This window comes from Pseudomonas sp. NPDC087697 (assembly GCF_044743155.1).
In the GTDB taxonomy this organism is placed as follows: domain Bacteria; phylum Pseudomonadota; class Gammaproteobacteria; order Pseudomonadales; family Pseudomonadaceae; genus Aquipseudomonas.
The window spans coordinates 111,375-132,763 of record NZ_JBIUVW010000003.1 but is presented as its reverse complement, the minus strand read 5'-3'; the positions used below and the strand labels follow the sequence as shown (position 1 = coordinate 132,763).

The following is a 21,389-nucleotide window of genomic DNA, read 5'->3' as shown; positions in this document are numbered from 1 at the left end:
GTGAGTCATCTCCATCTCTCCTCAAAGGGCGATTTTTCCATCGTCCCCGTCAACGACCCGCAAAGGTCTGAGTCTTTTTTTGCAGCCGCCCGGGACGATCGGGGCGGACACAGGCAATCCCGGCAAACGACGCGCTGATCCAGCGGTGTCTGGCAGCAGGGGGTTACAGGTGTACAATGCGCCGCGTTTTAACTGTGACCTCCCTGCGTAACTGCGCAAAACTCAAGGCTATCCGCTTTGTTAACTCCGCCGCGCCACAAGCGTGTCGGGTTCGATTTCGTCACAGATAAAAACAAACAGGTGACGCATGACTGGTAAAAAAACGCTGAACTCCTGGTGCCTGCGCTGGGGTTTGATCCGCGCTGCTTAATCCCGATTCGAGCAGCAATGTCTTAACGAACATCATCAAACCTTGCGTGAGACCCTTTTCATGAGTGGACAAAACTCGCATTCAGGCGAGCTTAAACGCGGCCTGAAAAATCGCCATATTCAACTGATCGCCCTCGGTGGCGCGATCGGTACCGGATTGTTCCTCGGCTCTGCCGGTGTACTGAAATCGGCCGGCCCGTCGATGATCCTCGGTTACGCGATCTGTGGCTTCATCGCTTTCATGATCATGCGCCAACTGGGCGAAATGATCGTCGAAGAGCCGGTGGCCGGCTCGTTCAGCCACTTTGCCCACAAGTACTGGGGCGGTTTCGCCGGCTTCCTGTCGGGCTGGAACTGCTGGATTCTGTATATTCTGGTGGGCATGTCGGAGCTGACCGCCGTCGGTAAATACGTGCACTACTGGTGGCCGGATGTCCCGACCTGGGCCTCGGCCGCCGTGTTCTTCGTGATGATCAATGCGATCAATCTGGCGAACGTCAAAGTTTTTGGCGAAGCGGAATTCTGGTTCGCGATCATCAAGGTTGTGGCGATTGTCGGCATGATTGCCCTGGGCAGCTACCTGCTGGTCAGCGGCCATGGCGGCCCGCAAGCCTCGGTGAGCAACCTGTGGGAACACGGCGGGTTCTTCCCGAATGGTGTCAGCGGTCTGGTGATGGCCATGGCGATCATCATGTTTTCCTTCGGCGGCCTGGAAATGCTCGGTTTCACCGCAGCAGAAGCTGACCAGCCGAAAACCGTGATCCCGAAAGCCATCAATCAGGTGATCTACCGGATCCTGATTTTCTACATCGGCGCACTGGTGGTTCTGCTCTCGCTGACCCCGTGGGACAGCCTGCTGGCGAGCCTGAACGCTTCCGGCGACGCCTATAGCGGCAGCCCGTTCGTTCAAGTGTTCTCAATGCTGGGCAGCAACACCGCGGCGCACATCCTCAACTTCGTGGTCTTGACTGCGGCATTGTCGGTGTACAACAGCGGCACCTACTGCAACAGCCGCATGTTGCTGGGCATGGCCGAGCAGGGCGATGCGCCGAAAGCGCTGTCTAAGATCGATAAGCGTGGCGTGCCGGTGCGTTCGATCCTGGCCTCGGCAGCGGTCACCTTCGTCGCGGTGGTGATGAACTACCTGATCCCGCAGCACGCGCTGGAACTGCTGATGTCGCTGGTGGTTGCGACGTTGGTGATCAACTGGGCGATGATCAGCTTCTCGCACTTCAAGTTCCGTCAGCACATGAACCGTACCAGGCAAACACCGCTGTTCAAGGCGCTGTGGTACCCATATGGCAACTACATCTGCCTGGCGTTCGTGGCCTTCATCCTGTGCATCATGCTGATGATCCCGGGTATCCAGATCTCGGTGTACGCGATTCCGGTGTGGGTCGTGTTCATGTGGGTGTGCTACGGCATCAAGAACAAGCGCAGTGCGCAACATGCGCTGAACGCCGCTGCTTCTGCTGTGAAGTAACGCAGAAAACAGAAACAACAAACCCGGCCATGTGCCGGGTTTGTTGTTTCCAGGGTTCATACAAAGCCCTGTGGGAGCGGGCTTGCTCGCGAAAGCGGTGTGTCAGGCAATGTTGATGCGACTGACACTCCCTCTTCGCGAGCAAGCCCGCTCCCACAGTTGATCTTCGGCGTGCTGAATATCTCATTCAGGGTATCCTGAACGCCCTGATACCGGACCGTTTTCCATGCTGGAGATTTCCAACAACGTGCATCTGCCGGATGCCGAGATCGAATTGACCGCCATTCGCGCGCAAGGCGCGGGTGGGCAGAACGTCAACAAGGTCTCCAGTGCGGTGCACTTGCGCTTCGATATTCCGGCGTCATCCTTGCCAGAGTTCTATAAGGAACGGTTGCTGGCGTTGCGTGACAGTCGGATCACCAGCGAAGGCGTGATCATCATCAAGGCGCAGCAATATCGCACGCAAGAAGCCAATCGCGCCGATGCACTGGCGCGTCTGACCGAGTTGATCCTCAGCGCCACCAAGGTTGAAAAGAAGCGTCGTCCGACCAAGCCGACCCTGGGGTCGAAGAAGCGTCGGCTGGAGTCAAAAACCAAGCGCGGCTCGATCAAGGCCGGGCGTGGCAAAGTCGACTTTTAGCGCGCTTCGCGTTCTTCTCGATACTTTTCGTTTAGATGCTGTGGCGCTTGGCGGTACAGGTAGAAGCTGAGCATCAAACCGCTCAAGGCGGCGAGGGCGGCGAACAGGAAGATCGAAGCAAAGCCGAATCCGGCCGCGATGGCACCCGCCAACGGCCCGGTGATTCCCAGCGACAAGTCGATGAATAACGAGTACGCCCCGACCGCTGCTCCACGGCTGGAGGCGGGCACCAGATTCACCGCTTCCACGCCCAGCGCCGGGAACACCAGCGAGAAGCCGAACCCGCTCAACGCCGCGCCCGCCAGCGCCCAATGAGCATCCGGGGCCAGCCACAACAGCAACAAGCCGAAGGTTTCGACCGACAGGCAGGCCATCGCCACGCGAAAGCCGCCGAGGCGATTGATCAGGTTACCGAACAGCAGCCGCGCGCCAATGAAACAGGCGCCGAACAGGCTCAGGCAGAGCACGGCGTTGTCCCAGTGTCGGGTGGCGTAATACAGGGTGATGAAGGTGGCGATGGTACCGAAGCCAATCGAACCCAGCGCCAGTCCGCAGCCGTGGGGCAGCACTCGTCCCAGGACATGCATGAACGGCAGGCGTTCACCGGCAACGATCGGCGCTGCGGTTTTTGGCCAGGCCAGTAGCAGCCCCAGCGCCGCCAGCAGCAGAATGCTCACGCCCATGCTCCACAGCCCGAAGTGATGCACCAGCAGCACGCCGAGCGGTGCGCCGATGGCCAGTGCGCCGTAACTGGCGATGCCATTCCAGGAGATGACCTTGGCGGTATTCGCTGCCCCGACCCGACCGATGCCCCAGCCGATCGATCCAGAACCCACCAGACTCTCGGCGCTGCCCAGCACCAGTCGACCGATCAACAGGCTGATCAGGCTCAAGGTCGGCAGGCTTTGTGTCCAGGCCGACAGCAGCATGAACACCCCACTCAAGCCACAACCGGCCAAGCCGTACATCACCGCGCGTTTGCTGCCCTGGTTGTCGATGATCCTTCCTGCGTACGGGCGGCTGAGCAGGGTGGCGAGGTATTGCACACTGATTACCAGGCCCGCGATTACCGCACCAAAACCCAGGTCGCTGTGCACATAACCCGGCAACACGGCCAAGGGGATGCCGATATTCAGATAGCCGATGAAGGTAAACAGAACGATGGAAACGACTTGCAGCGTGACCGCCATGGGGCGCTGAGGATCTGGCATGGGAAAAGGTCCACGGGACAGCAGGATAGATAGGCTGCTTATGATACCGGTGGTTGGGTGTGGGAAGGGGGAGAAATTGGAACCAGGTGTCGGCCGTTGCGTTGTCTGAACGGAATCAGGATTTCGCGGGTGCGACCAATTGCGTGGTAACCAGTGCGGCGAGGGCGTTTTCCTGGCTGCCGAAGCGGGCCAGTAGCAGGGCTTGTTTCTCGGGTGTCAGGCGGTTCCAGACATCGATCATCTTTTCAGCAGTGCCGATCAGTACGCTGGCCTGGCTTTCGGAGAAGGTGTCGGTCATGTGTGGGTCCTTGGTTCAGGCTGTGTGGAAAGCGCATGAGTTGGCGCTTTCCACACGGTCTGGGTAGTGCTTTTTCAGTCTTCGCTGTCGGCCTTGCGGCTGCCAGTGGCTTCTTTCGGCTCGGGCTGTTGGGCGCCGGCTTGTTGCGTGGTTGTCTGCTCAGTTTCGTGCAGGCTTGGGAAGGGGAGATTAGGAATCTCGTGCATGTTGGTCGCTCCTCGCAAGGTCTGTTTTTAAATCGCTGTGTAGATCCGCGCTTTTAAAAAGCCTTGGCAGGATACAGCAGGGGAGATGACAAAAAGACTTTTATCTCCCTTTGTTGCGACGGATGGGATTGTCTAGACAGGTCAGGAGGAGGGGCACAATTTAAATGTGGGAGCGGGCTTGCTCGCGAAGAACGATAACGCGTTTTTTCTGATAAACCGCGTCGTCTCATTCGCGAGCAAGCCCGCTCCCGCAGGGGTTACTTGCAGACGTCTGCGATAGCTTGCGCGAGCAAATCCAGGCGTGTGGCATCAATCCCGGCGACGTTGGCCCGGCCGGAGTTGACCATGTACACGCTGTGGTTGTCCCGCAGGTTTTTCACCTGAGCTGGCGTCAAACCGGTGTAGGAAAACATCCCGCGTTGCACGCCGATATGGGCGAAGCGTTCGCCCAAACCATGCGGCTCCAGCGCCTCGACCAGTCCCGAACGCAGTTGTGCAATGCGCAAACGCATGGCTTCCACTTCATTAGCCCACAGCTGTTTCAGCTCCGGGTCGCTGAGGATTGTCGCCACCACGGCGGCGCCGTGATCCGGTGGTGTCGACCACAGGTTGCGAGCGATGTTGGCCAATTGGCTGCGGATGTCCACAAGCTTCTCGGCATCCTTCGCGCAAACGATCAGCGCGCCGGTGCGGTCGCGGTACAGGCCGAAGTTTTTCGAGCAGGAACTGGTGATCAGCAGCTCAGGCAGTTCAGCGGCAAACAACCGCACTGCCCAGGCGTCCTGCTCCAGACCATCGCCAAAACCCTGATAAGCGAAGTCGATCAGCGGCAACAGCTCGCGGCTGCGAACCACTTCCAGCACACGGCGCCAGTCATCGTGAGACAGATCGAAACCGGTCGGGTTGTGGCAGCAGGCGTGCAGCAGCACCACATCGCCCTTGGGAATCAGGTTCAGGGTTGCCAGCATTGCTTCGACGTCGAGGCGGTTGTCGCTGCCCACGTACGGGTAGTGGCTGACCTTGAGGCCGGCGGTGGCGTAGATGGTTTCGTGAATCGGCCACGTTGGGTTACTCAGCCAGATGCCACGCCCCGGCAGGCATTGCGCAATGAAGTCAGCGCTCAAGCGCAAAGCGCCGGTGCCGCCCGGGGTCTGGGTCGCGCCGGCGCGCTGCTCGGCGATCAGCGCAGAATCGGCGCCGAGCACCAGCTCATTAATCACTTTGCCGAACGCCGCATCGCCGTGACCGCCGATGTAGGTCTTGGTGGTCTGACGATCCACCAGGCGCAGTTCGGCGAGTTTCACCGACTGCGGGATCGGGGTCAGGCCCTGGGCATCCTTGTAGACGCCCACGCCAAGGTCGAACTTGCGCGGATTGCTGTCCTGCGCATAGGCCTCCATCAGGCCGAGGATCGGGTCGCCGGGTACTCGGCCGATGGCGTCGAAATGCATTATTTGCGGCCCTCGGCGTCTTTCGCCACTTCGTCAGTGCGCGCGGCCATGATGAAGTCGTTGCGGTGCAGGCCTTTGATCGAGTGGCTCCACCAGGTCACGGTCACTTTGCCCCACTCGGTGAGCAGGCCTGGGTGGTGACCTTCGGCCTCGGAGATTTCACCCACGGCGTTGGTAAAGGCCAGGGCGAATTTGAAATTCTTGAACAGGAAGACTTTTTCCAGCTGCATCACGCCGTCGCGAACTTCGATGTTCCAGTCAGGGATCTGCTTGATCAGTACCGGCAGTTCTTCGTCGCTGACTTGTGGGGCATCGGCACGGCAGGCTTCGCAATGGGCTTGGTTCAGAGCGTTCATGGTTTATTCCTGAATTCGGTTCTTGTTAGACGTTGTTACTTTTTACGGGCATTTGCAAGGTTGCCGCGACTGCAGCGCTCTCAGGCCGCCTTGGGTTTAGGCGGAAACTTCGGTGCGTGCAGGCCTAGCTGCATGCCTTGCTGGACCATGCCCATGATGTCCTCGTGGGCCAGATCGAACAGGCGCTTGAGGTTGGGTAGGACAAAGTACAGCGGTTGCAGGATGTCGATGCGATACGGCGTGCGCATCGCTTCCAGCGGATCAAAGGCTTGATGCTCTGGCTCGCCGGACAGGCTGTACACGGTTTCTTTCGGCGAGGAGAGGATGCCGCCGCCATAGATGCGTTGGCCTTGCGGGGTGTCGACCAGGCCGAACTCGATGGTCATCCAGTACAGACGCGCCAGATAGACGCGTTCTTCCTTGGAAGCCTGTAGGCCGAGTTTGCCGTAAGTGTGGGTGAATTCTGCGAACCAAGGGTTGGTCAGCAGCGGGCAGTGACCAAAGATCTCGTGGAAAATGTCCGGCTCTTGCAGGTAATCCAGTTCTTCGCGAGTACGAATAAAGGTCGCGACCGGAAACTGCTTGTTGGCCAGCAATTCAAAGAAGGTCTGGAACGGAATCAGCGCCGGCACCCGGGCGACTTGCCAGCCGGTCGTCTCGCCGAGGACTTTATTGATTTCGTCGAGTTGCGGAATGCGGTCATGGGGAAGGCCGAGTTTTTCGATGCCGTCCATGTATTCCTGGCACGCACGACCCTCGAGCACTTTCAGCTGGCGAGTGATCAGCGTGTTCCACACCGCGTGTTCTTCAGCGGTGTAGTGAATAAAACCTTGCGCATCGGGCTCGCGGGCCACGTATTGCGTCTGCTTCATGCTGCTCTCCTGCAAAGGGATACGTTCTTGTTATGTCTTGCGTATAGACCCAGAAATACGCCGAAATCTCTGACCTTGCAGCAGGGTTTAAACGTTGCGCGTAGGAAAATTCCTGGTTTTTCGTAAACTATTCGTTACAGATCGGCGGCTATGGCGCAGGTATTGAGATTTCACGGTTTGAAAAGGCCCAAAGCTGTCACATAATCTTGACGACTAACTTTGCGCCTCAGCAGAAAAATCCTCGTCGCGCGCTCTATTCACCACCGTTCGGGCCTTTATATGCGTATCAAAGTTCATTGCCAGAACCGCATCGGCATCCTGCGCGACATCCTCAACCTGCTGGTGGAGTATGGGATCAACGTCGCTCGAGGTGAGGTCGGCGGCGAGCATGGCAACGCGATCTACTTGCATTGCCCGAACCTGATCAACATTCAGTTCCAGGCATTGCGTCCGAAGTTCGAGGCGATTGCCGGTGTATTCGGCGTCAAGCGCGTAGGGCTGATGCCCAGCGAGCGTCGGCATATGGAATTGAATGCCTTGCTTGGCGCGCTGGAGTTTCCTGTGCTGTCGATCGACATGGGCGGCTCGATCGTTGCAGCCAACCGCGCGGCTGCGCAATTGCTCGGTGTGCGGGTGGACGAGGTGCCGGGCATTCCCTTGTCGCGTTATGCCGAAGACTTCGATCTGCCGGAGCTGGTGCGCGCCAACAAGTCGCGGATCAACGGCTTGCGGGTCAAGGTCAAGGGCGACGTATTCCTGGCCGATATCGCGCCGTTGCAATCGGAGCATGACGACAGTGAGGCAATGGCCGGTGCCGTGTTGACGCTGCATCGCGCGGACCGGGTCGGCGAGCGCATCTATAACGTGCGTAAGCAGGAGTTGCGCGGCTTCGACAGCATATTCCAGAGTTCCAAAGTCATGGCGGCGGTGGTTCGTGAAGCGCGGCGCATGGCGCCACTGGATGCGCCGCTGCTGATCGAAGGCGAGACCGGTACCGGTAAAGAGCTGTTGGCGCGCGCCTGCCATTTGGCTAGTCCGCGTGGGCAGTCGCCGTTGATGGCGCTCAATTGCGCCGGGCTGCCGGAGTCGATGGCCGAGACCGAGTTGTTCGGTTACGGTCCGGGTGCGTTCGAAGGGGCGCGGGCCGAAGGCAAACTCGGGCTGCTGGAGCTGACGGCGGGCGGTACGCTGTTTCTCGATGGTGTGGGGGAGATGAGCCCGCGCTTACAGGTGAAACTGTTGCGGTTTTTGCAGGACGGTTGCTTCCGCCGGGTCGGCAGCGATGAAGAGGTTTATCTGGATGTGCGGGTGATCTGCGCGACCCAGGTTGATTTGTCTGAGCTGTGTGCGAGTGGGGAATTCCGTCAGGATCTTTACCATCGCTTGAACGTGCTTTCGCTGCACATTCCACCATTGCGTGAATGTCTCGACGGGCTGACACCGCTGGTGGAGCACTTTCTTGATCAGGCCAGTCGGCAGATTGGTTGTCCGTTGCCCAAACTGGCGCCGGCGGCGATGGACCGGCTCAGTCACTACCACTGGCCGGGCAATGTTCGGCAGTTGGAAAACGTGCTGTTTCAGGCGGTTTCGTTGTGTGAGGGCGGTACGGTCAAGGCTGAACATATTCGCCTGCCGGATTATGGCGTGCGTCAGCCTCTGGGTGATTTCTCGCTGGAAGGCGGGCTGGATGAAATTGTCGGGCGTTTCGAAAAGGCTGTGCTGGAGCGGCTGTATTCCGAGCACCCGAGCAGCCGCCTGCTGGGCAAGCGCCTTGGTGTATCCCACACCACGATTGCCAACAAGTTGCGTGAGTATGAAGTCGGCAAGACCGAGTCATAGCGGGTACCAGCTGTGTTTGTGCTGGCCTCATCGCGAGCAGGCTCGCTCCCACAGGGTTATGGAGTGCTCACAAATTATGTGGCCAATGAAGACTCAATGTGGGAGCGAGCCTGCTCGCGATGGCGGTAGTGGCCGCTGTCCAAGATCAAAGGTTGCCGCCAAACGGCATAACCGCGCCGGTTTTTCGTCTTTGACACAATTGCCCATTCGCCTCTGATTCCTCTCAAGTCCTTTGTTTAGAGGGCTGCGAAGCCCTGCATGAAAGTTGGTCTGCAAATTGCTTGAGGCTCAGCAGTACAGCGGTGGGCGGCAAACGTCCGACATGCAGAGGAAAGACTGTGGACAAGTACCTTTATGTGGCAATGACCGGCGCCAGCCAGAACGCACTGGCGCAAAAGGCTCATGCCAACAACCTGGCGAACATCTCCACCAACGGTTTTCAGAAGGACCTGGAGCAGGCGCGATCGATGCCGGTGTTTGGTGACAGCTTTCCGGCGCGAGCGTTTGCCATGACCGAACGTCCGGCCACCGACTTCTCTCCTGGCGCGATGATTGAAACCGGTCGCGACCTCGATGTGGCAGTCACTGGCAACGGTTGGATTGCCGTGCAGAACCCGAGCGGTGGCGAAAGCTATGTGCGCTCCGGCAGTCTGAATGTCGACGCCCTGGGTGTGTTGCGCGCCGGCAACGGTATGCCGGTGATGGGCAACAGTGGTCCGATTGCCGTGCCGCCTGAGCAGAAAATCGAAGTGGGTCAGGACGGCACCATCAGCATTCGGGCGATGGGCGAAGGTCCGCGCGTCATGGCCGAGGTCGACCGCATCAAGCTGGTCAACCCGGACATCAAGAACATGACCAAGAGCCTGGACGGCACGATCCAGACCGCAGACGGTAAGCCGGCACCGGCCGATGCCAAGGTGCAACTGGTGTCGGGCTTCCTTCAGTCGAGCAACGTCAACGCCGTTGAAGAGATGACCTCGGTGTTGGCCTTGTCCAAGCAATTCGAGCTGCACATCAAGATGATGAACACCGCCAAAGATGACGACCAGGCCATGGCTCGGGTCTTGCAGATCAGCTAATTATCAGAACGTCGCGCCGTAAAACAGGCGCACGAGGAGAATCGAATGCTTCCGGCTCTATGGGTTGCCAAAACAGGTCTGTCCGCCCAGGACACCAACCTGACGACTATTTCCAACAACCTGGCGAACGTGTCGACCACGGGTTTCAAACGTGACCGTGCCGAGTTCCAGGACTTGTTGTACCAGATCAAGCGTCAACCAGGCGCCCAGTCGACTCAGGACAGCGCACTGCCGTCGGGTCTGCAATTGGGTACTGGTGTGCGCATTGTCGGCACTCAGAAAAACTTCACCGCCGGTAGCCTGCAAACCACCGACCAACCGCTGGACATGGCGGTCGATGGTCGCGGTTTCTTCCAGATTCTGCAGCCCGATGGCACTACCGCTTACACCCGTGACGGTACGTTTCACCTGAACGCCAACGGCCAGATCGTCAATGCCAGCGGCTTTGCCCTTGAGCCGGCTATCGTGATTCCGAACAACGCTCAGACCTTCACGGTCGGTCGTGACGGTACGGTGTCGGTGACCATTCCTGGCAACGCAGCCTCGCAAGTGATCGGCAACCTGCAAACCGCCGACTTCATCAACCCGGCCGGTCTGCAGTCCATGGGTAACAACCTGTTCCAGGAAACCGCCGCCAGCGGTGCGCCGCAAGTCGGCACCCCGGGCCTGAACGGTTTTGGTACCACGCTGCAAAACACCCTGGAAACCTCCAACGTCAGCACCGTTGAAGAGATGGTCAACATGATCACCACTCAGCGTGCCTACGAGATGAACTCCAAGGTGATCTCTACCGCCGACCAGATGCTCTCGTTCGTCGCGCAAAATCTGTAATCAAGTCTGTGGGGCGGCATGAGGCCGCCTGCAACACCGTGAGGTAGGGTCATGAATCGCTTTGTATCTGTTCTCGCACTGAGTGGGATCGCCGTACTCGCGGGCTGCGTCGGCCCGACGCCGAAGCCCAATGACCCGTACTACGCGCCCGTGTTGCCTCGTACTCCATTGCCGGCTGCGGCGAACAACGGTTCGATCTATCAGGCCGGTTTCGAGCAGAACCTGTACGGCGACCGCAAGGCTTTCCGGGTCGGTGACATCATCACCATCACCTTGAACGAGAAAACCCAGGCCAGCAAAAACGCCAACTCCCAGGTGGACAAAACCAGCAAGACTGGACTCGGTCTGACCTCGTTGTTCGGTGGCACCCCGGCCACCAATAGTCCTCTGAGTCTGAGTGCCAATTACAGCGGTGACCGCGCAACCAAGGGTGACAGCAAGGCAGGGCAGGGCAACAGCCTGGTCGGTTCGATTACTGTGACGGTTGCCGACGTGCTCCCCAACGGCATCATTGCCGTACGTGGTGAGAAGTGGATGACCCTCAACACCGGTGATGAACTGGTGCGTATTGCCGGTCTGGTCCGGGCGGACGATATCGCTACCGATAACACGGTGTCGTCGACTCGTATCGCTGATGCTCGCATCACCTATTCGGGTACCGGTTCGTTTGCCGACGCGAGTCAGCCAGGCTGGTTCGACCGTTTCTTCTTAAGCCCGTTGTTCCCTTTCTAGGTGATGAAACGACTCATGTTTAATTTCAAGCACCTGATGGCGGCCCTGTTGTTGCTGTCCACCGCCTTCGGCGCTCACGCCGAGCGGTTGAAGGACATCGCCAGTATTTCAGGCGTGCGTTCCAACCAGTTGATCGGTTACGGCCTGGTCGTCGGGCTTAACGGCACGGGTGACCAGACCACGCAAACCCCGTTCACCCTGCAGACCTTCAACAACATGCTTTCGCAGTTTGGCATCAAGGTGCCGCCGGGTTCGGGCAACGTGCAGTTGAAGAACGTCGCGGCGGTGTCCATCAGCGCTGACTTGCCAGCGTTCGCGAAGCCGGGTCAGCAGGTTGACATTACCGTGTCCTCGATCGGTAACTCCAAGAGCTTGCGAGGCGGCACCTTGCTGATGACGCCGCTCAAAGGTATCGATGGTAACGTTTATGCGATCGCCCAGGGCAACCTGGTGGTTGGCGGTTTTGATGCTGAAGGTCGTGACGGTTCGAAGATCACCGTCAACGTTCCGTCGGCCGGTCGCATCCCGGGCGGTGCTTCGGTCGAGCGTTCGGTGCCGAGCGGTTTCAATCAGGGCAACAGCCTGACTCTGAACCTTAACCGCTCCGACTTCACCACCGCCAAGCGCGTCGTCGACAAAGTCAACAACATGCTCGGCCCAGGCGTGGCGCAGGCCATCGACGGCGGTTCGATCCGTGTCACCGCGCCGCTCGATCCAAGCCAGCGTGTCGACTACCTGTCGATTCTGGAAAACCTCGAAGTCGATCCGGGGCAAGCGGTGGCCAAGGTCATCATCAACTCGCGGACCGGTACTATTGTGATCGGTCAGAACGTCAAGGTTTCACCGGCCGCCGTCACTCACGGCAGCCTGACCGTGACCATCACCGAAGACCCTATCGTCAGTCAGCCAGGGCCTTTGTCCAACGGTCAGACGGCAGTCGTGCCGCGTTCCCGGGTCAATGCTCAGCAAGAAGCCAAGCCAATGTTCAAGTTCGGTCCTGGCACCACGCTGGACGAGATTGTCCGGGCGGTGAATCAGGTTGGCGCGGCACCGGGTGACTTGATGGCGATCCTCGAAGCCTTGAAGCAGGCTGGCGCGTTGCAAGCCGACCTGATCGTGATTTGAGATGGCGAACATGGATCTTCACAAGAGCGGGCTGGTCAGCAGTGGCGATTCGGGTTCGTACTCGGACCTGAACCGGCTTAACCAGCTCAAGGTCGGTGACAAGAACAGCGATGCGAACATGCGCAAAGTGGCGCAGGAGTTCGAGTCGCTGTTCCTTAGCGAGATGCTCAAGTCCATGCGTTCGGCCACCGAAACGCTGGGCAAGGACAATCCGCTGAACACGCCGGCAGCGAAGCAGTACCAGGAAATGTACGACCAGCAGTTGGCGGTTTCCATGTCTCGTCAGGGTCATGGTATTGGTCTGGCCGACGTGCTGATACGCCAGATGTCGAAGAACAAACCGCTGGCTCCGGGCGAGGCGGCGGCGATGTCTGCCGCCAAGCAGGAAGCGGCGAAAGCGGCAGTGTCGACGCCAGTGGCTGCCGGCACGGTGGGCACGAATGGGTCGTTGTCGCGGCTCAATGGTGAACGTCCGTTGTGGGCTTCGCGGTCGGTCAAGGCGCCGCTGTCAACGGCTGATCACAGTAATGACGTGGCGCTGCTCAACCAGCGGCGTCTGGCGCTGCCGCCGAAACTCACAGACCGCCTGCTCGCCGGTCTGGTGCCGTCGGCATCGACTGCCGCTGCGACCACCGTGATGGCGCTCAACAAAACCCAATTGCCTCAGGACACCAAGACCGCTTCCGATCCCCTGTTCAATGGCGATTGGCTGGCCTCGCAAACGGATTCGGCCTCGAGCGGGGGCATGCAGATTTATGGTCGTGCCATGGCTCAAATACCGCTGGCGCCGGCGAAGAAAGCCTTCAGCTCTGCCGACGAATTCGTCAACACCATGATGCCGATGGCCAAAGCAGCCGCCGACCGTATTGGCGTCGATCCGCGCTATCTGGTAGCCCAGGCCGCACTGGAAACCGGCTACGGCAAGTCGGTCATGCGCGCCCAGGATGGCAGCAGCAGTCACAACCTGTTTGGCATCAAGGCCGGCAGCAGTTGGAAGGGCGATTCGGCGCGGGCAATCACCAGCGAATTCAGAAATGGCGCGATGGTCAAGGAGACGGCCGAGTTCCGTTCCTACGACTCTTATCAGGACAGTTTCCATGACCTGGTGACTTTGTTGCAAAGCAACAATCGCTATCAAGATGTGCTGAAGTCGGCCGATAACCCTGAACAGTTTGTACGCGAGTTGCAAAAGGCCGGGTATGCAACCGACCCGAACTACGCAAGCAAGATTTCGCAGATTGCCAAGCAGATGAAGAGTTACCAGAACTACGCTGCGGCGGGCTCTTCCACGACGCCTTTATAGGCATAAGGTATAAGGTCTGAACCATGAGTTTGCTCAATATCGGGATGTCGGGGTTGAATGCGGCCTCATCGTCTTTGGCGGTGACCGGCAACAACATTGCCAACGTTGATACTGCCGGCTATTCGCGCCAGCAAACCGTGCAGAGCAGCAACTCCTCGATTCAGTATGGCAACAACATATTCATCGGCACTGGCACGACCCTGGCGGACGTGCGTCGGGTGTACAGCGCCTACCTCGACACCCAGTTGCAGACCAGCACTTCGCTTAACGGCCAGGCATCGTCCTACCTGGGGAAAGTCACGCCGGTCGACACGCTGCTGTCCGACAAGGACACCGGTCTCAGTGGCGCGCTGCAGAAGTTCTTCACTTCCCTGCAAGCGGTCGCGACCACGCCTTCCGATGACGCGTCCCGCCAATCGGTGATGACCAATGCCAAGGCCCTGAGCGATCGCTTCAACTCGATTTCCAAGCAGTTGAGCGACCAGAACACCGGCATCAATTCCAACCTGTCGGACATGGCGTCCCAGGTGAATAAGCTGGCGAGCTCGATCGCCCAGTACAACCAGCAAATCTCTCAAGTGTCGAGCAACAACGCCAGCAACAGCAGTGGGCCGAGTGACCTGCTCGACAAGCGCAACGAGGCGGTTCGTCAGCTTTCCGATCTGGTCGGTGCTCAGGTTGTCGAGCGCGGCACCAACTACGACGTCTACATCGGCAGCGGCCAGCCGCTGGTAATGGGCAGCACCACCAACACCCTGGAAACCGTACCGAGCAAGACTGATCCGAGTCAGTCGATGCTCCAGCTGAACCGCGGTTCGAGCGTCATCGATATTACGTCGGTGGTGACGACCGGGCAGATCGGTGGCTTGCTGAGTTATCGCAGCGACGTGCTCAACCCGGCAATCAACGAGCTGGGACGGGTGGCGCTGGTCACCGCCGATCAGCTGAACCAGCAGCAGGCCCAGGGCATCGACAAGAACGGCAGCTTCGGTTCGGCGATCTTCAGCAACATCAACAGTGCCACGCTGATCTCTCAGCGCAGCATTGCCCAGGCAGGTAACAGCGCCGGTTCCGGTAACCTCAACGTCACCATCAACGACACGGGCAAGCTGACCACCAACGATTATCAGGTGACTTTCAGCAGCGCCACGAACTATAGCGTCACGCGCTCCGATGGCACCGCCATGGGTGCCTTCAGCACTACTACGACACCGGCTCCGGTGATCGACGGCTTCAGTATGGCGCTCAATGGCGGCGGTGCGATGAGCGCCGGCGACACCTTCAAGGTGACGCCGACCCGCAGCGGTGCCAGTGATATCCAGACCGTGATCACCGATCCGAAAACCCTCGCCGCGGCAGCACCTCTGAGCGGTGTTGCCAGTGCCAACAACAAAGGCACCTACACCCAGCCAACGTTGACCAGCACCCTGGATATCTACAACCCGGCGGCCAATGCCGACATGCAAACCGGGCTCCAGTATTCGACACCGGTCAAAGTGGTGTTCGATCCCGCAGCTGCCGGGACTCAGGGTTATAAGCTTTACGATGCCAAGGGCGTCAGCATGGGGGCGGGCACCATCGTTCCCGGTCAAAGCAATACCCTGAACCTGCAAGTGAACATGATCGATGGCACGGGCGCCCCGATCCTGGACGGCGCGGGGGTACAGAAGACGTTCTCGGTTCAAACCACCGTCAGTGGCTCGCCCGCTTCGGGTGAGAGCTTCAGCATTTCGTTGACCGGTGCCAACTCTTCGGACAACCGCAACGGTACCGCGCTAGTCGGCTTGCAAACCAAACAGACGGTGGAAACCGGCTCGACGAGCAAGGGCGTCAGCATCTCGGATGCCTACGGAAAACTGATTTCCAATGTCGGTGCCCAGGCTGCCCAGGCCAAGTCTGACAGCAGTGCAGCCACGGTGATTCTGACCGGCGCCAAGAGCGCCCGCGATGCCCTGTCGGGTGTCAATCTCGATGAAGAAACCGGCAATCTTGTGAAGTTCCAGCAGTACTACACAGCCTCATCGCAGATCATCAAGGCTGCGCAGGAAACCTTCAGCACGCTGATCAACAGTCTTTAAGGAGTCGTAATTCATGCGCATTTCTACCGCCCAGTATTACGAAACGACCGCTGCCAACTATCAGCGCAACTACAGCAATGCACTGCAGACCAGCGCCGAAGCGAGCAGTCTGACCAAGCTCAACACCGCAGCCGATGATCCGATTGGTGCTGCGCGTTTGATTCAGCTTGGGCAACAGAGTTCGATGCTGGATCAGTACGCTGGCAACATCAGCAATCTCAAGGGGTCGTACAGCCAGGCCGAAACCGCCTTGAGTGCCATTGGTACCGCCTTGCAGCGGGCCAAGGAGCTGACGTTGGGTGCCAGCAACGGCACGCAAACCGATGCCGATCGTGGGGCCGCGGCCCAGGAGTTGGGGCAGATCCAGAACCAGGTGTTGGGTCTCATGAACAGTCAGGACGCCAATGGCAACTACCTGTTCGGTGGCTCCAAAACCAGCACGCCTCCGTACACGGCAAACTCCGATGGCACCTACAGCTACAACGGTGACCAGTCCGAGGTGAACCTGGCCATCGGTGACTCCATGTCGGTTGCCAGCAACATCACCGGATGGGATGCCTTTCAGAAGGCGGCCAATACCACTCGCTCTCAGACCACCATGACCGCACCTGCGGTGGATGACGGTCGCGTGACGCTGTCCAACGGTCAGATCAGCAATAGCGGAACGTTCGATTCCAAATTCGCCGCAGGTCAGCCTTACACCGTGAGTTTTGTCAGCAGCACGCAGCTGAAGATCACCGATGCGGTGGGTACCGATGTCACCGCCGAGGCCAGCCAGAACGGTGTGATCAGCAATAAAGACGCGTCTAACCAGACGGTCAGTTTCCGCGGTGTGGACATGACGCTGAACATCAATCTGAAGCCTGGCGATACCGTTCCGGACGCAGTGATTGCCGGCCATAGCTTCCAGTTGTCGGTCCAGCCGGACACCATCAACGCTTCACGCAGCCCGGGCAACCCGTCCACGGCAGTGATCTCCGGCGCCACCCAGACCAGCTCGACCGCCTACAACAGCACCTTCCCGACGGGTGGGGCGATCCTCAAGTTCACCAGCGCCACCGCTTACGATCTGTATGCATCGCCGATCACGGCTAGCAGCAAACCGGTTTCCTCGGGCACCATGGCCGGCTCTACGGCGACAGCCGCAGGGGTCACGTTCACGCTCGGCGGTACTCCGGCAGCCGGCGATCAGTTTGTTATCCAGCCCAATGACCACCAGACCCAGAACGTTCTGGACACCCTGAGTCAGTTGCGTACGGCGTTGACTACCCCGGCAGATAATAACGCTGTGGCCTTGCAAAAAATGCAGGCGGCCGTCGCGTCGGGCATTGGCAACCTGGAGACTGCGCAGGCGCAGGTGGGTTCGGCAATCACTGCCGTGGGCGTGCGTGGTCAGGCCCTGGATGATCAGACTGCAACCAACCAGAGTCTGGGCCTTGCCAATACGGCCAGCCAGTCGGCCATTCGCGACTCCGATCCGGCGGCGGTCATGACTCGTCTGACGTTGCAGCAAACCATGTTGCAGGCCGCGCAACTGGCGTTCAGTAAAATCAGTCAGCTGGGTCTGTTCAACAAGATCTAAGGGGGCCTGGCGCGAAAGCGCCCGGCCGTAAACCGCCGAATACCAATCGCCTTTTTTCAGCGGTTTCAGGGGCTCACCCGACCGGGTGAGCGACCGCCGCTTGAGAGCCCCGCCGTGAATCCAGTCTCGTTAGTCAGCCTTGTCATTCCCGCCTTCAATCCACGCTTCTTCGCCCGGGCCCTGCGCAGTGCCCTGATCCAGCAATACGCCAACCTCGAAATCATTGTGTGCGACGACAGTCGCGGCGATGAGATCCAGCAGGTTGTCGAGTCGCTGACGGGCGAGGCAGCAGAACGCGTGCGGTATGTACGAAACCCGCAGACACTGGGGTTTGTCGGCAATCTGCTGGCGTGTCTGGGCGAGGCAAAGGGCGAGTACATCAAGTTCCTCTGTGATGACGATCAGCTGTCTCCCGCGTGTATCGAGCGCCAGGCGCAGGTCCTGACCGAGCAGGCGGATATCAATCTGGTGCTGGCCCAGCGGGTGTTCTGGGATGCGGACGATCACCCGCTGCCATCGCGCCTGGAGAACAGCACGCTTTCGCCTGTTTGCGGGATGTACAAGGGCGATGACTTGCTGGCGATATTCGAGAGCTACCCGGTCAACTTCCTCGGTGGTTTCACGAGTGCATTGTTCCGCCGCAGGGATGTGCAGGAGCTTTTGCCAGCCTTGACCCAGCCCGGTCATTGCTTTGTGGCGTCGCTCGATCTGGCCTTGTACATCTGTCTGATGCGCCGGGGCAACATGGCGCAGCTCAACTACGTGTTGAGTGTCGAGCGCTTGTATCCAGAGCGTTTGATTCGTCAGCAGCCGATGAAAGATGCAGCGGAGCAGGAAAGGCACTGGCTAGTGCAAATGCTCAAGGTTCGAGGTGGCGAGGGTGCGCCTGCAGGGGGCTGGGTTCGTTACCTGCCGTTGAGTCGCGCCAATGAGGCGCCGCGCGTCTGGGACGAGCTGCCCCTGAGTCGAACCCTGGGCACCCGCCAGGCCAGCCAGGAATATCGGGTTGGCATTGCCAGCGAGAGTTTTTCCCAGCTGTATACGCAATGGCTGGCGTGTCGCACACTTAGTGACACCCAGCGACGTCTATTGCCGGAAACTGTAGCCGGTTGGCCGCGACAGCCGAAAATCGTCCCGATCATCATCGATGATCAGGCCAGCCGAGCGAATCTGGATCTCACCCTTAAAAGCCTTACCGGGCAGCTCTATGCGCCGGAGCTGACCCTGGTGTTGTCCAGCGCGTGTACCGAAGCGCAACTCGATGAGCGGGTGTTCAACCTGCCGTTGCAGGATGACCTGTATGAGCAACTCAACGCCTTGCTCGCGCAACTCGACGGGGTTGACTGGTTCTATGTACTGCGTGCCGGCGATCGTCTGGTGGAGCCGGCGCTGTTGCTGCTGGCCGAGCGCATCAGCGCGTCACCGAGTGCGTTGTGTGTGTATGGCGATGAAGGCGGATTGCGCGACGGGGAGTCGGCAGACCCGGTTTTCAAGCCGGATTTCAACCTGGACTTGATGCGCAGTTATCCCTACGTCGGGCGATCCCTGGCATTCCAGCGTGAGCGTTTCCTGGCGCTGGGCGGCTTCAATTCACGTTACGGCGAACTGGCGCCTCACGATGTGCTGTGGCGCATGGTCGAGGACGACGGTATCAAGGTCGTCGAACATATTGCCGAAGTGATGCTGGAGTCGACGCTCGGCCTCGCGCAGTGGCTGGCACTGCCTGAAATCATCGAGCTCAACCCGCACGTGCTGGAGGCGCATCTTCAGCGATTGGGCGTTGCCCATGAGATTCGCCAGGGCAGTTTTACCTTGCTCAATCGTGTCGATTACCGGCATGCGGAGCGGCCGCTGGTGTCGATCATCATTGTCTGCAAAGACCAGTTGGCGGTGCTGCAGCGATGTGTCGAAAGCCTGTTGGAAAAAACTGCCTACAGCGAGTACGAGTTGTTGCTGGTCGACAACGGCAGTGAATCTGCGCAGACGCTTGAGTGGCTGAGCGCCATGGCGCAGTTGGGCACTGACCGGTTGCGGGTGCTGACGTATCCGCAGCAGGGAAATGTCGCGGCGACGCGCAACTTCGCGGCGCAGCAGGCTCGCGGTGAATACCTGCTGATACTTGACCCGTATGTAGTGGTCACCCGTGCGGACTGGCTGGATGAGCTGCTCAACCATGCGCAGCGTCCAGAAGTCGGTGTCGTGGGGGCCAAACTGTTCAATCCCGACGGTTGCGTGCTGCATGCCGGCCTGATTCTCGGGCTGCAAGGGCCGGCCGGTTCACCGTTTTTCGCTGACTCGCTGAATGCCGCTGGCTACATGCACCGCTTGCAGGTGGTTCAGGATCTGAGCGCTGTCGGTGCTGATTGCCTGATGGTGCGCAAAGCAGTATTTGAGAGTGTCGGTGGGCTTCAGGCAGAGGATTTTGCCTTGACCCTCAACGAGGTGGATCTGTGTTTGCGGGTCCGTCAAAACGGCTACCTGGTGGTGTGGACGCCGTATGCCCAACTGGCCCTCGGGACACAGCCTGCTGCCGTACCGGACAAGGCCGAGCTGGCGCAGCGCACGCAGGAGCAGGAAACTTTCTACCGGCGCTGGCTGCCCATCATTGCCCGCGACCCGGCGTACAACCCGAACCTGATGCTGAATACGCTGGGCGGCTCCAGTTACAGTCTGGAGCCAGGCTTGCGCACCGGCTGGAGCCCGTTTTCCGTTCGCCAGCTACCCAAGGTCATGGCGCTGCCGGTCAATTCCTCGGCGGTCGGTCACTATCGGGCGATTCAGCCACTTGTTGAACTGGAGAAGGCCGGTCGGGCGACCGGGCGGATCTACTACGACCTGCCGTCGATCATCGAGATCGAGCGTGAGTCGCCGGACGTCATCATTTTGCAGGGTCGCTACAGTGAAGGACCGATCAACGAGATCGCCGGCTTCAAGCCCTATACCAACGCTCGACTGATTTTCGAGCTGGATGACTATGTCATCAAAGCGCCGAAGAAGAACGCGCACATCCGCAATATGCCGGACAACGTCGAGATGGAGCGTCTGGTCCGTCGCGGCATCGGCCTGTGCGATCGGGTGGTGGTGTCGACCCAGCCACTGGCCGATGCATTGTCGTCGATGCATCACGACATTCGGGTCGTGCCGAACATGCTCGCGACTCATCTTTGGGATGGCCTGCGCAGTCAGCGTCGCACCTCGAAAAAGCCACGGGTTGGCTGGGGTGGCGGTACCAGTCACTCGGGCGACCTGGCGATCATTGCCGACGTTGTTCGCGAACTGGCCAACGAGGTGGATTGGGTATTCTTCGGCATGTGTCCCGAAGAGTTGCGCCCTTACATGCACGAGTTCCATGGCGTGATCGACCTCAGTGTCTACCCGGCGAAACTGGCCAGCCTGAACCTGGACCTGGCACTGGCACCGCTGGAGTTTCATATCTTCAACGACTGCAAGAGCAATCTGCGTCTGCTGGAATACGGCGCTTGCGGCTACCCGGTGGTCTGTACCGATACCGAGGCCTATCGGGGTTATCTGCCGTGCACCCGGGTTGTCAGCAACAGCACCGATGAGTGGTTGCAAGCCATCCGCATGCACCTGGCCGACCCGGATGCCAGCTACCGCATGGGCGATGAACTGCGCGAGGCGGTGCTGCGCGACTACATGCTGCGCGGGGATAACGTGCGGTACTGGGAAAATGGCTGGTTGGCCGACTGACGTCCCCCTTACCCTCTTACCTTCGTAGGAGCTGCCGCAGGCTGCGATCTTTTGATTGTGTTATTGAAAAGATCGCAGCCTTCGGCAGCTCCTACGCCCGTTCCCGTTCCCGTTCCCGTGTCAGTGCCAGCTGGCGCGTTTCCTGCAAGTCCCCCTGAAAATCGCCATAAATCGAGCATGTGCGGTGCAGCCAGAAGGTGATGGGTGCAGCCTCATACGATTT

The 21,389-nt window shown here is 59.3% G+C and carries 17 protein-coding genes; 11 read left to right on the top strand and 6 right to left on the bottom strand.

Annotation, left to right across the window (positions count from 1 at the left end):
• Window positions 1-430 precede the first annotated feature (430 nt).
• Both ACIPIN_RS03995 and arfB read left to right on the top strand, forming a co-directional pair.
• Window positions 431-1,852 (top strand): amino acid permease, encoded by a 1,422-nt coding sequence (locus ACIPIN_RS03995; RefSeq protein WP_401115590.1) that lies wholly within the window; start codon window positions 431-433, stop codon window positions 1,850-1,852.
• Between the two features lie 226 nt (window positions 1,853-2,078).
• On the top strand, window positions 2,079-2,492 hold the full coding sequence (arfB, locus tag ACIPIN_RS03990; protein WP_401115587.1) for an alternative ribosome rescue aminoacyl-tRNA hydrolase ArfB: 414 nt from the start codon (window positions 2,079-2,081) through the stop codon (window positions 2,490-2,492).
• Here the strand turns inward: arfB and ACIPIN_RS03985 are convergent.
• The 6 genes from ACIPIN_RS03985 to phhA form a co-directional block, all read right to left on the bottom strand.
• A complete protein-coding gene (locus tag ACIPIN_RS03985; protein ID WP_401115585.1) occupies window positions 2,489-3,703 on the bottom strand; it encodes an MFS transporter in 1,215 nt (404 codons plus the stop codon). The two genes, arfB and ACIPIN_RS03985, sit on opposite strands and share 4 nt — an antisense overlap.
• Before the next feature lie 115 nt (window positions 3,704-3,818).
• Entirely contained in the window at window positions 3,819-4,001 is a 183-nt protein-coding gene (locus ACIPIN_RS03980) for a hypothetical protein (protein ID WP_401115582.1), read from the bottom strand.
• A 74-nt stretch (window positions 4,002-4,075) separates the two neighbouring features.
• A complete protein-coding gene (locus tag ACIPIN_RS03975) occupies window positions 4,076-4,207 on the bottom strand; it encodes a hypothetical protein (RefSeq protein ID WP_401115579.1) in 132 nt (43 codons plus the stop codon).
• A gap of 257 nt (window positions 4,208-4,464) precedes the next feature.
• Window positions 4,465-5,658: an amino acid aminotransferase gene (locus tag ACIPIN_RS03970; RefSeq protein ID WP_401115576.1), complete on the bottom strand. Its 1,194-nt coding sequence runs from the start codon at window positions 5,656-5,658 to the stop codon at window positions 4,465-4,467.
• Window positions 5,658-6,014, bottom strand: coding sequence for a 4a-hydroxytetrahydrobiopterin dehydratase (locus ACIPIN_RS03965; protein WP_019692410.1), 357 nt, complete (start codon window positions 6,012-6,014; stop codon window positions 5,658-5,660). Before ACIPIN_RS03965 ends, ACIPIN_RS03970 begins: the two co-directional genes overlap by 1 nt.
• Window positions 6,015-6,094: 80 nt before the next feature.
• Window positions 6,095-6,886 carry a phenylalanine 4-monooxygenase gene (gene phhA, locus ACIPIN_RS03960; protein ID WP_401115572.1) on the bottom strand — a complete coding sequence of 264 codons (792 nt, stop codon included), beginning with the start codon at window positions 6,884-6,886 and terminating at the stop codon, window positions 6,095-6,097.
• Window positions 6,887-7,165: 279 nt separating this feature from the next.
• Here phhA and ACIPIN_RS03955 point away from each other — a divergent pair, with 279 nt between their 5' ends.
• The 9 genes from ACIPIN_RS03955 (at window position 7,166) to ACIPIN_RS03915 (ending at window position 21,166) form a co-directional block, all read left to right on the top strand.
• Window positions 7,166-8,725, top strand: a complete 1,560-nt coding sequence (locus ACIPIN_RS03955; protein WP_401115569.1) for a sigma-54-dependent transcriptional regulator — start codon at window positions 7,166-7,168, stop codon at window positions 8,723-8,725.
• 338 nt (window positions 8,726-9,063) lie between these two features.
• Window positions 9,064-9,804 carry a flagellar basal body rod protein FlgF gene (locus ACIPIN_RS03950; protein ID WP_401115566.1) on the top strand — a complete coding sequence of 247 codons (741 nt, stop codon included), beginning with the start codon at window positions 9,064-9,066 and terminating at the stop codon, window positions 9,802-9,804.
• Window positions 9,805-9,849: 45 nt separating this feature from the next.
• Complete coding sequence (gene flgG, locus ACIPIN_RS03945; RefSeq protein ID WP_401115563.1) at window positions 9,850-10,635, top strand: flagellar basal-body rod protein FlgG; 786 nt, start codon at window positions 9,850-9,852, stop codon at window positions 10,633-10,635.
• Window positions 10,636-10,686: 51 nt separating this feature from the next.
• Entirely contained in the window at window positions 10,687-11,367 is a 681-nt protein-coding gene (gene flgH / locus ACIPIN_RS03940) for a flagellar basal body L-ring protein FlgH (RefSeq protein WP_071551314.1), read from the top strand.
• Between the two features lie 15 nt (window positions 11,368-11,382).
• A complete protein-coding gene (locus ACIPIN_RS03935) occupies window positions 11,383-12,492 on the top strand; it encodes a flagellar basal body P-ring protein FlgI (RefSeq protein WP_401115560.1) in 1,110 nt (369 codons plus the stop codon).
• Window positions 12,493-12,502: 10 nt separating this feature from the next.
• A complete protein-coding gene (gene flgJ, locus ACIPIN_RS03930) occupies window positions 12,503-13,795 on the top strand; it encodes a flagellar assembly peptidoglycan hydrolase FlgJ (RefSeq protein WP_401115557.1) in 1,293 nt (430 codons plus the stop codon).
• A 23-nt stretch (window positions 13,796-13,818) separates the two neighbouring features.
• A complete protein-coding gene (flgK, locus tag ACIPIN_RS03925) occupies window positions 13,819-15,873 on the top strand; it encodes a flagellar hook-associated protein FlgK (RefSeq protein ID WP_401115554.1) in 2,055 nt (684 codons plus the stop codon).
• Between the two features lie 13 nt (window positions 15,874-15,886).
• Window positions 15,887-17,455 carry a flagellar hook-associated protein 3 gene (locus ACIPIN_RS03920; protein WP_401115552.1) on the top strand — a complete coding sequence of 523 codons (1,569 nt, stop codon included), beginning with the start codon at window positions 15,887-15,889 and terminating at the stop codon, window positions 17,453-17,455.
• Between the two features lie 114 nt (window positions 17,456-17,569).
• Complete coding sequence (locus tag ACIPIN_RS03915) at window positions 17,570-21,166, top strand: glycosyltransferase (RefSeq protein WP_401115549.1); 3,597 nt, start codon at window positions 17,570-17,572, stop codon at window positions 21,164-21,166.
• Window positions 21,167-21,389 lie beyond the last annotated feature (223 nt).